The organism is Brachybacterium subflavum, assembly GCF_009299795.1.
GTDB lineage: Bacteria > Actinomycetota > Actinomycetes > Actinomycetales > Dermabacteraceae > Brachybacterium > Brachybacterium subflavum.
The window spans coordinates 271,207-286,427 of the sequence record NZ_VIGP01000004.1; the positions used below are offsets into that span (position 1 = coordinate 271,207).

Annotated in this window: 8 protein-coding genes; 3 read left to right on the plus strand and 5 right to left on the minus strand. The window is 74.6% G+C overall.

Annotated elements, in window-relative coordinates; translation table 11 throughout:
- Nucleotides 1-167 precede the first annotated feature (167 nt).
- The 3 genes from FHG10_RS11505 to nudC all read right to left on the minus strand — a co-directional run bounded on the left by FHG10_RS11505 (nt 168) and on the right by nudC (nt 3,970).
- Complete coding sequence (locus FHG10_RS11505) at nt 168-470, minus strand: WhiB family transcriptional regulator (protein WP_152353474.1); 303 nt, start codon at nt 468-470, stop codon at nt 168-170.
- Nucleotides 471-818: 348 nt separating this feature from the next.
- Nucleotides 819-2,948, minus strand: a complete 2,130-nt coding sequence (locus FHG10_RS11510) for an ATP-dependent DNA helicase UvrD2 (RefSeq protein ID WP_152353475.1) — start codon at nt 2,946-2,948, stop codon at nt 819-821.
- Nucleotides 2,949-3,049: 101 nt separating this feature from the next.
- Entirely contained in the window at nt 3,050-3,970 is a 921-nt protein-coding gene (nudC, locus tag FHG10_RS11515; protein ID WP_152353476.1) for an NAD(+) diphosphatase, read from the minus strand.
- A 123-nt stretch (nt 3,971-4,093) separates the two neighbouring features.
- Here nudC and FHG10_RS11520 point away from each other — a divergent pair, with 123 nt between their 5' ends.
- On the plus strand, nt 4,094-5,296 hold the full coding sequence (locus FHG10_RS11520) for a phosphotransferase (protein WP_152353477.1): 1,203 nt from the start codon (nt 4,094-4,096) through the stop codon (nt 5,294-5,296).
- 331 nt (nt 5,297-5,627) lie between these two features.
- On the plus strand, nt 5,628-7,085 hold the full coding sequence (locus tag FHG10_RS11525) for an FAD-dependent oxidoreductase (RefSeq protein WP_152353478.1): 1,458 nt from the start codon (nt 5,628-5,630) through the stop codon (nt 7,083-7,085).
- 9 nt (nt 7,086-7,094) lie between these two features.
- Here FHG10_RS11525 and FHG10_RS11530 read toward each other — a convergent pair whose 3' ends face one another.
- Both FHG10_RS11530 and FHG10_RS11535 read right to left on the minus strand, forming a co-directional pair.
- Complete coding sequence (locus tag FHG10_RS11530; RefSeq protein ID WP_227488202.1) at nt 7,095-10,655, minus strand: ATP-dependent DNA helicase; 3,561 nt, start codon at nt 10,653-10,655, stop codon at nt 7,095-7,097.
- Nucleotides 10,652-14,173, minus strand: a complete 3,522-nt coding sequence (locus FHG10_RS11535) for a PD-(D/E)XK nuclease family protein (RefSeq protein ID WP_227488203.1) — start codon at nt 14,171-14,173, stop codon at nt 10,652-10,654. The genes FHG10_RS11530 and FHG10_RS11535 overlap by 4 nt, the downstream gene beginning before the upstream one ends.
- A 231-nt stretch (nt 14,174-14,404) precedes the next feature.
- Here FHG10_RS11535 and FHG10_RS11540 point away from each other — a divergent pair, with 231 nt between their 5' ends.
- Nucleotides 14,405-15,094: a TetR/AcrR family transcriptional regulator gene (locus FHG10_RS11540; RefSeq protein ID WP_152353480.1), complete on the plus strand. Its 690-nt coding sequence runs from the start codon at nt 14,405-14,407 to the stop codon at nt 15,092-15,094.
- The last annotated feature ends 127 nt before the right edge of the window (nt 15,095-15,221 follow it).

Genomic DNA, 15,221 nt, shown 5'->3' on the forward strand with positions numbered 1-15,221 from the left:
CGAGGATCGACGGGATCCGCTCCGTGCGGGTCCCGCGGCGAGCGCCCGGCGCTCGCGTCTCAGGGGCGGCCCACCTTCTGGTGGGCCGCCCCTGACGCTGTGCGGGGCCGTGCGCGCACCGGCTCGCAGCCGGTGGCGCTCCCCCGTGGGGCACGCGACCCTCCCTCTCACGCGGCGTTCTTGCGGGGCCGTCCGCGTCCGCGCTTGAACGCGATGACGGCTCCGTTCTCGAGGATCTGCCCTCCCCAGACTCCCCAGGGCTCGCCCCGGTCGAGGGCGCCCTCGAGGCAGACCGCCCGCAGGGGGCAGTCGGCGCAGAGCACCTTCGCGGACTCGAGGTCCGAGGGGCGCTCGGAGAAGAACAGGTCTGCCGCCTCGATGTCCTGGCAGGGCAGGGTCGCCGAGTGCGCGGCATCGTGCCGGGTGTCGGTGATGGTCGTGAGGTCACTGCGGGTGAGGACGTCGGTCATCGTCTCGCTGCTTCGAAATCGTCGTGGTCGAGGAAGGGCGGGCGCTGCAGTGCGCTCTCGCCGGAGGGGGCGGCGGATCGAGACGGATGTGTCCCGATCAGATCAAGCCGTCAGCCCCTTGGGTCGATAGACCCGCTCGTTCGGGAGAGCGGGCGCCGCGAGAAGGGCGGCGTCGGACCCGGTGAAGCCGATCGGCTCGATCTGCGTCTTCCATGTGGTCATTGACGACACCCCCTTCCTGTGCGCGCGCCCCGGTCTCCCGGACCACGTCGTGGACGATGAACGAGAACAGACTACACGCCCTCGAGATCCGCGACACCTATTTTTTGACCTGCGGTTTCATGCTTGTCAGCGGTGGCTCGCGAGGATCTCGAGGAGCTCCTCGCCGAAGCGCCGACCCTTCAGCGGACCGACGCCGGGGACGTGCGCGAGGGAGTCGAGGTCCGACGGGGCGCGCTCGGCGATCGCGGCGAGCGCAGCGTCGGTGAGCACCGAGTACGCGGGAACCCCGAGCTGTGCGCTGCGCTGGCGGCGCCACAGCCGCAGTTCGTCCAGCACGCTCTCGTCGTGGCTCGGCGGGCAGGCGACATGTCGACCGAGCCGCTGCTCGCCGGGGGTGTCCAGGTTCTTGCCGCACGAACGGCAGCTGCTGAAGGTGGTCGCGCCGCGGCGGCCGGTGCGGCGCGCCTGCGGCCCCTTCGCCGGCGTCCTCTCGGCGGGCTCGAGGAGTCCGTCGAGGAAGCGCGAGGGCTTGCGCGAGCCGCGGGAGCCGGCGCTGCGGGCGGCGGCCCAGGAGATCGTCAGCAGGTCCTTCGCGCGGGTGAGCGCGACGTAGAAGAGCCGGCGCTCCTCCTCGACCTCGGCGGCGGTCTGCGCCATGGAGATGGGCAGCAGTCCGTCGCTCGCGCCGATGAGGAACACGAGGGGCCACTCGAGTCCCTTGGCGGCGTGGACGGAGGCGAGGGTGACCCCGTCGACCGTGGGAGCGCTCTGCGCCTCCGCACGCTCCTCGAGCTCCCGCACCACGTCCGCGAGGGTCGCGCCGGGGCGGGCGATGATGGTGTCCGTAAGGCTGACCAGGGCGTTCAGCGAGTCCCAGCGCTCGCGCACGGCCCCGGTGGTCTCCGGCGCCCGAGCGCTCCAACCCAGCCCGCCGACCACGTCGCGGACGGCCCGCGCGGGGTCCTCCGGCTGGACGCGGGCGGCGGCGCGCAGGGCGACCATGGCGCGGCGGATCTCCTGGCGCTCGAAGTACTTGTCGCCCCCGCGCACGAGGTAGCCGATGCCGCGGGCGGTGAGGGCCTGCTCGACCGCCTCGGACTGGCTGTTGGTGCGGAAGAGGACGGCGGCCTCCGCGGCGCTGCGCCCCTGGGAGACGAGATCGGCGATGCGCTCGGCGACGCCCTCGGCCTCGGCGACGTCGTCGGGGTAGGACTCGATGACGGGCGGCGGGCCGTCCGCGCGCTGGGAGGCGAGGGTGAGGCGGTGGTCGCGTGTGCGCCCGCGCGCGCCATCGAGCACGGTGTTGGCGAGGCGCACGATCTGCGGGGTGGAGCGGTAGTTGCGCTCCAGGCGGATCACCTGCGCGCTGCGGAACTCCCTGGGGAAGTCCAGCAGGTACGAGGCGCGCGCCCCGGCGAACGTGTAGATGGTCTGGGCCGCGTCGCCCACCACGCACAGGTCGCCGCTGGTCCCGAGCCACAGGCGCAGCAGGGAGTGCTGGAGGGTGGAGACGTCCTGGTACTCGTCCACCACGAAGTGCTTGTACTGGCCGTGGACCTCGCGGGCGACGTCGGGCCTCTCGGTGAGGAAGCCGACCATGTGCAGCAGGACGTCCTCGAAGTCGATGACGCCCTTCTCCTTCTTCACCTCCTCGTACTGGGTGAGGATGCGTGAGATCGATCGCGAGTCGAAGCCCGCGACGCCGGGCCGACGGGTCGTCGCGGCCGCCTCGGGGTAGCTCTCGGGCGTGAGCATCGAGACCCGCGACCACTCGACCTCGGAGACGATGTCGCGCAGGGCGGCACGGTCCACGCTCATGTGCAGGCGCTGGCAGGCCTCCGCAACGCCCGGGTACTTGTTGGCCATGATCTCGGGCACGGGACCGCCCACCACGCGCGGCCAGAAGTGGCGGAGCTGACGCAGGGCCGCGGCGTGGAACGTGCGGGCCTGCACGGCGGGCACGCCCAGGTCGCGCAGGCGCGAGCGCATCTCCGCGGCGGCCTTCGCGGTGAAGGTCACCGCGAGCACGTGCCGGGGGTTGAGCCGGCCGGTAATCACGCCGTAGGCGATGCGGTGGGTGATCGCGCGGGTCTTGCCGGTGCCGGCACCGGCGAGCACGCACACGGGCCCGTCGAAGCTGCGGGCGACCTCCCGCTGCTCGGGGTCGAGCGCCTCGAGCACCGCCTCGGCGGTGAGCGGCGGGGCGGACTCGTCCACGGGGCCCGTGGTGTCGGTGTCGGACTGGTGCGCGGTCATCGCCTCCCAGTCTGCCAGCGCGCACCGACGCGCGAGGACGTGCTGTGGACCGCGACTCCCTGGGGAGGGACCGTGGGGCCCGCCGTCGGGAGCGGCCGGGATCAGCCCTCGTCGATGGGCCCGCCGTACCAGTCCTCGACCAGAGCCCGACCGACGGACGCGACGTTCGGCACCTGGATCTCATCCGCGGCGACCGCGGCGGTGAGCTCCTCGCGCGTGAACCAGCGGGCGGAGGCGAGCTCGCCGTCGGCCAGCACGATCTCCTGCCCGTCGGCCGCCCAGGCGCGGAAGGCGAGCATCAGGGAGCGCGGGAAGGGCCAGGGCTGGGAGCCGACGTACTCGACCTCCTCGACGACGAGCGAGACCTCCTCGGCGACCTCGCGGGAGACGGCCGCCTCGATCGTCTCCCCCGGTTCGACGAAACCCGCGAGCACGGAGTGGAACCCGCTGCGGAAGCTCGCGTTGCGCGCCAGCAGCAGGCGGTCCTGCTCGTCCCGGACCGCCATGATCACGGCGGGGTCGGTGCGCGGGAAGTGCTCCGTGCCGTCCTCGCTGCAGACCAGCACCCATCCGCCCAGTCGCGCCTCGAGCAGCGCCCCGCACAGGGGGCAGTGGCGCATGGAGCGGTGCCAGGAGCCCATCGCGGCCGCGGCGACGGCGAGCGCGGCGTCCTCGGGCCCGAGGTCGCCGACCACGCGCCGCAGGTCGCGCATGTCGCGGCCCGGATCGTCGAGCTCGGCGCTGGGCTCGGCGAGCTCGACACCGATGATGCGCCTGCCCTCGCGCTCACCGAGATAGACGGCGGAGGCGTTCTGGTGGCCGCGAGGGTCGATGTCCTCGAGGGCGGGGAGCAGGCGGCCCTCGTCGTCCTCGAGCATGCTGGCCGCGCCCGAGCGGGTGACCAGGTAGGAGGCGTCCTCCCCCGCGTCCAGCACGTGCGGGTCGGAGCGGCGCAGGGCACCACGATCCAGGTCATGTCGGGTCAGGGGGGTCTGCAGCTGGGGTCCGCGCACTCGCACCATGTGATCAGCGTAGAGCCATCTCACACCGGGGCGCCGACGCGTCCGCGAGCTCGTGCGCGCGCAACGAGGGCGCACCGTGTGTCCCGCCGCTGCTGCCAGCCGGCGGCCGGGTACGGTGGAGCCGTGCGCCACAACTCCTACTCCCTGGCAGCCTTCGCCGCCGCCTCGGTCCCCGGCTTCGAGCCCGCGCGGACCGTGGCGATCCCGACCCCGCAGGACGACGTCGACGTCGCCGGGGTCATCAGCCAGGAGGGGCGCAAGGTCCTCGTGACCTGCCCGCGCACCACGGCCGGCGGCGTGCGCCTCGAGAAGGAGCTCAGCATCTCCGGCTCCCTCGCCCAGCACGCTCTGAGCGATCTGGTGCCCGCCGTGCTCGGATCCGTGAAGCTGCCCGAGGGCGGCCGCGCCGCCGTCACGGAGGTCCACGAGGGCGCTCCGCTGTTGCTGGACCTCCTGGACCGCGACCGCGCCCTGGTCACCTCTCTCGGAGAGGTGATCGCCCGGATCCACCGCGTCCCCGCGCACGTGGTCGAGACCGTCGGCGCCGAGGCGTACACCGCGCAGGCGCTGCGCGAGTCGCACCGCGCGCAGCTCGCCCGCGCCCGCGAGCTCGAGACCATCCCCACCGCCGTCCTCCAGCGCTGGGAGACGCTGCTGGCCGACGACGGCCTCTGGGACCTCCAGCCCGTTCTCGTCCACGGCGACCTCTCCGAGGAGAGCCTGTTCTTCCACGGATCGAGGATCACGGGCGTGCGCGGCTGGGACTCGGCCCGCATCGGCGATCCGGCCGACGATCTCGCCTGGCTCGCCTCCGCGCTGGAGTCTGAGGCCTTCGACGATCTGTTCTCCGCCTACCGCAACGCCCTGGGCGCTCCCGTGCACCCGCGACTGCTCGAGCGCGCCCATGCCGTGGGCGAGTTCGCGGTGATCGACTGGCTGCTGCACGGCATCGAGGCCGAGGACGACGTCATCATCGAGGACGCCCGCGGGATGCTCCGCGACCTCGAGTCCGACCTCTCGCAGATCGCGAAGGACCAGGCGGAGACGGCCTACCACTCCCTGGACGTGCACGACGGCCTCGCCTCCGCGCCCTCTCCTGCGGCGCCGTCGGCCGCCTCGCCCGCGGATCCCGGCTCTGGGGCCTCGGCCCCGGAGGAGCCGAGCCCCGAGGAACCGATCCGCGAAGAACCGATCCGCGAGGAGCCGAGCCCCGAGGGATCGGACTCCGAGGATCGGTCCCGGCAGTGGGACGCCGACGGGCGCCCGGGCCGCCGCGGCGGCCCGTCGGGCGACGGGCCCGAGCCCGAGGATCCGCGGGCCCTCTGAGCCCTGCCGCACCGTCCTCGTCGACCGGCTCCGCCCGTTCCCTCTCGCCGTGCACCGTCCCGGGTCGGGCGCACGCGCCCTCCGCATGACCCGTCGGCCCCGACGCCTCCGCTCACCGGCGGATGCATTCGCGACCATGGTCTGATCCCCCGGGCGCGGCGTGGTGGTGTGCTCGTACTCGTGCAGTCGACGCCGTCCGCTCCTGCCCCGGGACCCTCCGTCATCGGGATCGTCCTGCCCGGGATCCGGCCCTGCCGACTGTCCCTGCCCCATCGGGCGGGTCCGGTGCGCGCCGCGCACTCCTCGAGAACGCGAGAGGCAGACAACGATCATGCGATCCCTGAACCGTCGAGAACTGCTGGGAGGCGGCATCGGGCTCGCCGCCGCGACCGCCGCCACGCTCGGGAGCACCGCCCCGGTGCTCGCCGAGGGCTCCGCGAAGGGCCTGGGCCCGAAGAACTGGGAAGCGCTGGACGACGAGCTGCGCGGCAGCGTGCTGCTGCCCGATGACGACGACTACGCCACGGACAAGAAGCTGTTCAACCCCGCCTTCGACTCCCGCAGCCCGACCGCGGTGATCCGGCCCCGCTCCCGCGGCGACGTGGAGCGCGTCATGGAGTTCGTCCGGGTCCACCGCCTGAAGGTCGCGGCGCGCGGCGGCGGGCACTCGTACGTCGGCGCATCCGCCGCCGACCACACCGTGGTCCTCGACCTGCGCGACTACCACGGCATCTCCTACTCCTCGAGCTCGAAGCACGTGACCATCCAGGCGGGCGCGGACCTGCACTCCGTGCACGAGGCGCTCTCCGCGCACGACCGCATGATCCCGACGGGCACCTGCCCGACGGTGGGCGCCGTGGGGCTCGCGCTCGGCGGCGGCATCGGAGTCGACACCCGCCGGTACGGGACCACGAGCGACTCGCTGGTCTCCGCCCATGTGGTGCTGCCCGACGGGAGGACCGTCACCGCCTCCGCGGACTCCCGCCCGGACCTGTTCTGGGCGCTGCGCGGCGGCGGAGGCGGACTGAACGGCGTGGTCACCGACCTCACCTTCGCCACGCATCCCATCCATGCGCAGGCCAGCTTCGCCATGGCCTTCGCGGACTCGGACGCGGAGAAGGTCATCACCGGATGGGCGTCGTGGCTGAAGTCCTCGGACGGCAGCCGCTGGGCGAGCGTGAAGATCAGCACCGACGGGCACGGCACGATGAAGGTGAACGTGATCGGCGTCGCCGATGCCGACGACGCCCGGGACGCCGTGAACTCGCTCGCGAAGGCCACCGGCGCCCGGCCCGACAGCGCGACGTACACGTCCCGCTCCCACATGGATCTCGTCGACTACCTCGGCGGCGGGAGCTCCTCGGACCGCGAGGTCTTCGCCGCGGGCACCGACGTGCTGCGCAGCGTCAGCTCGAGCACGGCCGCAGCGATCGCCGCAGCCGTCGAGAAGCGCTCGACATCAGGTCAGAAGACCGCCGCGATCCTCGATCCCCTCGACGGCGCCGTCCACGACGTGGAGCGCGCGGACACCGCCTTCCCATGGCGCTCGCAGACCGCTTCGCTGCAGTGGTACGCGAGCCTGACCTCCACCTCGGGCCTCAAGGACGCGAGGGCATGGGTCGAGGCCTCGCACGAGGGCGTCGACTCCGCCAGCAGCGGCGGGTACGTCAACTACCTCGAACCCGGTGACAGCGCCGAACGCTGCTTCGGCGACAACGCCGCGAAGCTCGCGCGGATCCGCGAGCACTACGACCCCACCCACAGGATCACCTGCGGGCTCGAGGTGTGACGACGGGGGCTACGGACGCCCCGACGACGGTGAGTTCGTCGGCAGGGCGTCCTCCACCGCGTCCCCCTCGGCGAGGAGCATGTGCTCGAGGGCCTGGCGCGACGGGTGTCGGCGCACCTCGTCGGTCTTCCCGGCGGCGACGTAGAAGAACACGGTGCGGATCCGCGACAGCGGGAGGCCCGTGCGCTCGTGCCAGGCCAGGCGGTAGACCGAGAGCTGCAGGGCGCGGGCGCGCCGACGGGCCCCGCTGGGCGGCGCCCCGGTCTTCCAGTCCAGGATCACCACGCCGTCCTCGGAGTCCGGATCGGGGAACACGGCGTCGATGACGCCGCGGATCGCGAGCGGACCGATGCGCGTGGTCACCGGCTCCTCCACGGCGATCGGCACCTGCCAGGCGTAGGGCGAGCGCTCGAAGGCCTCGCGCATGCGGGCCAGCGCCTCGGCGTCCGAGAGCTCCCCGTCGGCCGTGGCCCCGGGGTCACCGTCGGCCCCATCCGCGAGCGGGCCGTCCTCGAGGTCGGCGAGCTCGGTGAGGTCCTCGAGATCCAGGAGCACACCGCCCTCGAGACGCTGCTCGAGCCACGCGTGGAAGGCGGTGCCGCGGCGGGCCGAGCGCGAGGGCCGGCGGGGCAGCGGCCGCAGCATCGACCGCGCCGCCGCCTGCGGGTCCTGGGCACGGGCGACGATCTGGGAGGCCGAGAGCCGTGCGGGCGAGCGCACCGTGAGCTGTGCACGGCGCTCCGCGAGATCCGCGAGGACCCGGCGGGTCTGCTCGGCCAGGGCGGTGTCCTCGGGGAGGCCCGGGAGCCGGCCGTCGGCCGCGGCGCGCACGAGAGCCTCGGCGTCGGCGCGCCGATGCTCGGCCTCCCCGGGCGCGGGAGGCCAGGAGGCCTCGAACAGCCGCGCGTCCAGCGGGTTCTTCTCGGGGACGTCCTCGATCTCCTGGAAGCGCTCGGGCACCAGGGGCAGCGTCTCGCGCAGGTAGCGCGAGCGCGGCCGGGGCCTGGCCGCCCCGGTGCGCCACGCGCACGAGCTGAGCAGCAGGTCCTCCCGGGCACGGGTGACCGCGACGTACATCAGCCGCCGGTCCTCGCGCAGCGTCTCCTCGCCCTGGGCGAAGCGGAACTCCTGGACCAGGGACTCGGCGTCGACCTGGGTGTCGGCGCTCGCCCAGTCGAGCTGCGGCAGGATGTCGGCGTCCCCGCGCAGGGAGCTGGGGATCGAGGCCTCGGCGAGCTTCCCGGTCCACCCGGAGTCCGCCACGCGCACGCTGCCGTCCTCCGTGGTCTTCGCGCGGCGAAGGTCGTAGGACGGGACGGAGCCCTCGCTGAGCCCCGCGACCGCGACCAGGTCCCATTCGAGGCCCTTGGCGGAGTGCATGGTGACCACCGTGATCGCGTCGGGGTCGGGATCGGCCTGACCCGCTCCCATGGCGAGTCCCGCCTCCTGGTCCTCGCTGATCTCGAGCAGCGCGAGGAAGGGGCCCAGGCCCGGTCGCTGGGCGGTGCGCTCGAAGGCGGCGGCGTGCTCGCGCAGCGCCGGGAGACCGCCGAGGGGCGGGTCGGTGGGCGACTGGGAGAGCAGGGTGAGGTCGAGGTCGAGCGCGCGCACGGCCTCCTGGATGAGGTCGGGAAGCGGGAGCGCCAGGCGGCGGCGCAGGCCGCGAAGGATCCCCTGCAGGTCGCGCAGGCGCTCGCGGGCGGTGACGCTGAGGGAGCGGCCGTCGGGATCGGTCCAGTCCGGGGCGGGGAGATCGTCGACGGCGTCGATGAGGGTCATCTCGTCCGCCCCGTCGGCCGCTCCGATGCCCGTCGCGGCGACGCCCGCCGCGCTGCTGCGGTCCGCGGCGTCCGCGCCCGCTGCGGCTCGACGACGGCGCGCCGCGAGCTGCTCGCGCCAGCGGCCGAGCACGGACATGTCGCGCGCGCCCAGTCGGAAGCGGGGCCCGGCGAGCAGACGCATGAGCCAGTCGCCGCGGCCGGGGTCGTGGACGCATTCGAGGAGGGCGCGCACGTCGGCCACCTCGGGCCGGTCCAGAAGACCGCCCAGGCCCATGACCTGCACGGGGAGCCCTGCCTCCTCGAGCGCCTCGACGATAGGAGGGATCTGCTTGCGCGCACGCACGAGCACGGCGGCGCTCGGCAGCGGCTCCGACGCCGGCCCGTCCTCTCCCGCGGCACCGGACGGGTGGGCCCTCGCGTCCGTCTCGTCACCTGCCCGGCCGCGCCGCGCGCGGATCCAACGGGCGATCGCTCGCGCCTCGGAGCGCTCGTCGGCGGCCTCGTGGACGTGCACCGTCCCCTCGCCGGCGCCCGGGCGCACGTGCAGCTCGGGGATCGTGATCGCCGTCGAGGCGCTGCGCAGCGGGGCGGCGATGCGGTTGGCGACGTCGAGGACGGCGCGGTCGTTCCGCCAGGAGGTCGACAGAGTGCGCTGCAGGACCGGCGCTTCGGCGGCGCCCGCGGCGCCCGGCGTGCCCGTGGCGGCTGGGACCGTCGGCGTCGCGAAGGCTCGCGCGAAGCCGTCGAGGGAGGCGGCCGAGGCGCCGCGCCATCCGTAGATCGCCTGCTGCGGGTCGCCGACCGCGCAGGCGGCGTGGCCCGGGCCGAAGAGATCCGCGAGCATGCGCAGCTGGGCGACCGAGGTGTCCTGGAACTCGTCGAGCAGCACCACGGGGTGCAGCTCGCGGGCCAGGCGGCCGGCCTCGGGCACCTCGCGGGCGATGCGCGCGGCCAGGTGGACCTGGTCCGAGAACTCCAGGGCGCTGCGCTCGGTGCGGATCGCCGCGAAGCGCTCGAGCAGAGGGATCAGCTCGAGCCGCTGCTCGCACGCGGAGATGACGGCGGCGACGTCCTTGGGCGTCGTGCGTCGGCGCCCGCTGACCTGGAGGGGGATCTGGCTGAGGTGGTCGCGGATCGCGCGCAGCTCGGCGGCGAGCTCCTCGGGTCCGACGAGGTGGTCCGCGAGCGAGGACGTGAGCGAGACGAGGGCCGCGGTGAGAGAGGCCGGCGAGGCGTCGAGGTCCAGGGAGTCGTCCGCCGCCTCGACGAGCTCGTGGGCGAGCTGCCAGGCGGCCGAGGGCGACATCATGGAGAACTCGGGGTCCAGACCCACGCGCAGCGCGTGCTCGCGCACCAGGTCGAGGGCGAAGCCGTTGTACGTGTGGACCTGGACCTCCTGGCCCAGCAGGTCGTCCCCCGCCCGCTCGAGGCCGCGCGGGACGGGCAGCCCTTCGGCGCGCAGCGCGGTCGCGAGGGTGCCCAGGCGTCCGGTGATGCGCTCGGCCAGCTCGTGGGCGGCCTTGCGCGTGAAGGTCAGGCCCAGCACCTGGCGCGGCTCGACCAGGCCGTTCGCGATCAGCCAGACCACGCGCGAGGCCATCGTCTCGGTCTTGCCGCTCCCCGCCCCGGCGACGACGAGCATGGGAGCGAGAGGGGCTTCGATGACGGCGATCTGCTCGTCGGTCGGCGCGGGACGGTCCATGAGCGCGGCGAGGCGGGTCGCGCCGAGACGAGGTGCGCTGGGCCGGGGTGTGCTGGGGCCGGGCGTGCCGGGGCGCCGTGCGTTCACAGTTCGGCCCCCTCGGCCCACAGTGGGCAGATGCGGCGCACCGCGCAGTTGTCGCAGTGGGCATTGCGGCGGGCGGTGACGCGGGCGCCCGAGACCTCGCGGGCGGTGTCCTCGACGATGGCCCGGAACCAGTCCGGGTCCTCGGCCGCGCCGAGCGCGCTCTGAGTGCGCAGCACGGGCTTCGCCGCCCCGGTGCCGACGTAGACGAGCTGGGCTCCGGCCAGACGCTGCGGGGCGTCCGCCCCGAGGGTCTCGGCCAGCGCGCCGGAGGCGACGGCACTCTGATAGGCACCCAGCTGCAGGTCCTCCTCGACGTCGACCGCCTTCTTCGCCGCGCGTCCCGTCTTGAGGTCGACGATGCGCAGCGAACCGATGTCCTTGCGGGCGGGGCTCTGCCCGGCGCCGTCCGATCCCGTGTCCTGCTCGGTGCTCTCGTGCGCCTCGCCCTCGATGCGGTCGATCGCGCCGCGCAGCACGACGTCGCCGAGGGTGACCTCGAAGGGCGCCTCGATCGCGGCCGCGGGCGGCGCGGTGCGCAGATAGTCCTCGAGCAGGCGCACGGAGTCCTCGGCGCGGCGCAGGGTGCGCCGTCCGGACCAGGTGTCCTCGAGCTGCAGGGGCCGCAGCAGCATGTGGAGGCGCACCACGACGTCCTCGACGCGGTCCGGAGCGACGCCGGCGGGGATCTCCTGGGCGAGGCGGTGCACGGCGGTGCCCACGAGCTGGGCGGGACCGGAAGGTCTCGAGCCGCCCGAGCGCTCGAGGAGCCAGGCCAGCGGGCACGCGTGGGCGCGCTCGAGGGCCGACGGGCTCAACCTCACCTGCGCCCCGCTCTGGCGCACGGGCTCGTCGACGCTGGGGTCCTGGTGGTACCAGGTCGACGGGTCGGTGCCCGGCACGCCCTCGGCGCGCAGGCTCTCCAGGAGCACGGCGGCCTGGGCGCTCGTCCCGCTTCCCGACGCCTCCTCCGCGTCCAGCAGGCGACGGCGCAGGGCCGCAACGAGGCGGCGCGCGTCGGGCGCGGGTCCCGGGTCCTCGGTGAGGACGGCGGGATCGAGCCAGCCCTCGCCGGCACGGGACTGCAGCAGCGGGACCAGGGCCGACGGCGCGAGCTCCCCGCCGTCCACCGCGGTGACGAGGACGCGCTCGCGCGCCCGGGTGAGGGCGCTGAGCGCGAGGCGGACCTCGTCGGCCACGACGCTCTCGCGCTGGACGGCGCGCAGGGCCGCGGGTTCGAGCGGCAGTTCCTCGCCGTCGGGACGGGAGCCGAGCAGGCTGAGCTCGGCGGCGCCGAAGAGCGTCGAGCGCAGGCGGACGTTGGGCCAGGTGCCCTCCTGAACGCGCGCGAGCACGACCGTGTCGCGCTCGGCGCCCGCGAGCTGCGCAGGCGTGAGCACTGCGACGCGCCCGGCGGCCTCGGCGCGCGGCGCGAGGGTGTCCTCGGCGACGGCCTGGGTGCGGATCTGGTCGGTGAAGACGAGCGCGTCGGCCTGGCCGCGGCGCTCGGTGAAGCGATCGACGGCGGCGAACAGGGCCCCGACCGCGTCGAGGCGGTGGGAGGTGAGACGGGCACGAGCGCCGTCGACGTCCTCCGCGTCCTCGCCGAGGGCCGCGCGCTGCCAGCCCTCGGCCAGGTGCGCGGCCTCCCATGCGGCCCAGAGGGCGTCGGCCGCGGCGGGGGCGGGGCCGAGGTCGCGCACGGCCCGGATCATGCGGCGGATGCGCAGCACGGGGGTGGCGGTGCGGCCGCCGTCCTCGAGGCCCGCGGGGGTCTCCTCGGCCACGAGCGCTCGGGCGAGCAGCGCGCTCGAGCCGGTGACCGTCGGGGGGCCCGCAGTGGCCGCGGGGTCGGCGGGGTCCGCAGGTGCATCGTGATCGGCGGGGTCTGTGGAGTCAGAGCGGTCGGCAGGTGCTGCGGTGCCGGCGGGCGCGGCGCGACGGGCATCGAGCAGCGCGCGGCGGATCCTGCGCAGGCGCAGATCGTCGGCGTCGCCGAAGGGACCGCGCAGGAGCTGCGCGGCCTCGGCCGCCGTGAGCGCGGGAGCGAGATCCTCCGCTGCGGGAGCCGCCGCGCGGGAGACCCCGGGTGCGTTCGCGGGATCGTGCGCCGGGCCGCTCACGGCGAGCTCGACGATGCGCAGAAGGTCGGTGACCACGGGCTCCTCCCGCAGGGCGGGCAGGCGCTGCGGGGTGGTGACGGCGAGCCCGTGCCGGGCGAGCATGTCGGCGACCTCGCGCACGATCCCGCCCGAGCGGCAGATCACGGCCATCTCGTCGTAGGGGACGTCTCCACGATGGTGCAGATCGCGCAGAGCGCCCGCGATCGCGCGCCCCTCCTCCTCGGGGTCCGACGCGGTGAGCACGGACAGCCCCGCGGGGACGACGCGCTCCGCGGGCTCGGCAGGCGGCCCCGCGGCGGGCCGACGCACCTCGGCGGGTGCACCGGCCAGCGGGAGCCGTCCGCGCAGGGCGTCGAGGGCGGCGCGGGGCGTCGCCGAACGGTGGGCGGAGGTGAGCAGGACCGTGCGGGCGGCGCGCGGGAGGCCTGCCTCGATCCGTGCCGCCGCGTCGGCCACCGCTCCCCGGAAGGAGTCGACCATCACGTCGGGGCACGTGGTCACGAGCACGCGGGAGCCGGCGCGGGCCAGCGCGAGCACGAGGGAGACGCCGGCGACGGTGAGGTCCTGCGCGTCGTCGACGATCACGGCGGAGGGCAGCAGGCGAGGGTCGAGTCGTTCGACGAGGCCGGCGGCGCGGCGCACGAGCGCGCCGGAGTCCAGGCGCGGCCCGGCGTCCAGAGCGGCCTGGGACTGCAGATCGAGCACGTCGAGATATTCGCGAAGGATGTCGGCGGCATCGAGCCAGGCGGTGCGGGCCCGGCGGTGGCCCAGCCGGCGCAGTGCCGAGGGGCCGATGCCCAGCTCCTGGGCGCGGGTGATGAGGTCGCGCAGCTCGGTGCGGAACCCTGCGAGGGTGCGGGTGGCGGCGTCGACGTCGAGCGACCAGTCCGCGCGGTCGAGGACCAGGTCGCCCAGAAGGGCGTCCTGCTCCGCGCCGGTGACCAGCGTCGGCTCTCCCCTGCCGTCCTCGAGGGCGGCGGCGCGCACCAGGGCGAACCCGAAGGCCGGAGGGGTCGCGACCCGCACCGCGGGGCCGCGCGCATCGGAGGCGCCGCCCGCGAGGGCGACCGCATCGCGCAGCGGATCGGCGGCCGCGCGGCGAGGGGAGAGCAGGAGGATCTCCCTCTCGTGGTCGCGTCCGCCGGCCGCACCGTGGGCACCCGCCCCGCCGCGCGCGTCGGCGCCCGTGCGCGCGAGGGCGGCGGCCAGCGAGAGGGCGGTGCGCCCCGTGCCCGGCGCGCCGTGGACGAGCACATCGCTGCCGCCGAGGAAGGCGTCCAGCGCCTCGCGCTGCGTCGGATCGAGGTCCTGCGGTCGCAGCAGGGCGGGCAGACGCCGGGGGTCCGGCGGCAGCACCCGCAGCTCGCCGATCCCTGGTCCCGCCTCCGTCTTCTGCACGTCACCCAGTGGACCACAGCGGACGGACATCCGAGACCGCGAGCGAGGTCCGCGCGCCCGGTCCGTGCGCTCCGCGGGCCCGGTCCGCGCGCCGCCTGCGACGCGCGATCCCGGCAAGCCCGGCGTACCGGACAAATGCCCTAGAATGAGTAGTGCAGGTCGTGCGGGAGGGGTCGCGACCGCGCATCGACACGGGGGCCGAGGGTCGACCTCTGCCGGGAGGAGCCACAGATGGCACGGTCCACGCAGCGGATGCCGAAGTCGGAGCGCCGTGCGCTGGTCCTCGCCACAGCCACCGACGCCTTCGTCGCGCACGGCTTCCGCAGCACCTCCATGGAGGACATCGCGCGTGCCGTGGGCGTCACCAAACCGGTCCTGTACCAGCACTTCGACTCGAAGGAAGAGCTGTATCTCATGGTCGTCGAGGGCGTGGGCGCCCGCGTGGTCGCCGCCGCCCGCTCGCTGCCGCCGCTCACCGGGGACGCCGAGGAGCGCGCGCGAGGAGCGATCCGTCGCGTGCAGCGTCTGGCCGACGACCATCTGGGCGTGCGCCTGCTGCTGAGCGAGGAGTCCGTGTCCCGTCCGGTGAGCGCCCTGATCTCGGTCTTCCGCACCCAGCTCGCGCGCACCCTCGCCCAGGCCCTCGTGCACCGCCCCGTCCTGCCCGACCGCACGGCCGTGCTGCTGGGTCGCTGCCTGATCGCCCTCGCGGCGGGCGACGTGCTGCGCCCCTCGGAAGCGCGCCCCGAGAGCCCGGAGGGGATCGCCGCGGAAGGGACCGCCATGGAGAGGACAGGACCGCCCGGCCCGGCGGACCCGTCGCCCGCGGAGCTCGACCTGCTCTCGCGGTTCGTGGCCTCGGGCATCGCCGGACTCGAGGAGGACCGCCCTGCGGCCGACGGGGCGCGCGAGCTGGTCTGAGACCCCGCGGCGCCCTCTGCTGCATCCGCCCCCGATTCCGCCGATGGCGGATTCACCCCACAGCGCACCGCGCAGAGCCCCGCGACCTGCCCGTGGCGGGGCATGCGGCGATAGACTCGCGGATCGA

What these genes read in the sequence shown, in the direction of transcription:
- FHG10_RS11540 (WP_152353480.1), top strand. Translation starts at nt 14,405, where the DNA reads ATGGCACGGTCCACGCAGCGGATGCCGAAGTCGGAGCGCCGTGCGCTG.
- FHG10_RS11510 (WP_152353475.1), bottom strand. Translation starts at nt 2,948, where the DNA reads ATGACCGCGCACCAGTCCGACACCGACACCACGGGCCCCGTGGACGAG.
- nudC (WP_152353476.1), bottom strand. Translation starts at nt 3,970, where the DNA reads ATGGTGCGAGTGCGCGGACCCCAGCTGCAGACCCCCCTGACCCGACAT.
- FHG10_RS11505 (WP_152353474.1), bottom strand. Translation starts at nt 470, where the DNA reads ATGACCGACGTCCTCACCCGCAGTGACCTCACGACCATCACCGACACC.
- FHG10_RS11525 (WP_152353478.1), top strand. Translation starts at nt 5,628, where the DNA reads ATGCGATCCCTGAACCGTCGAGAACTGCTGGGAGGCGGCATCGGGCTC.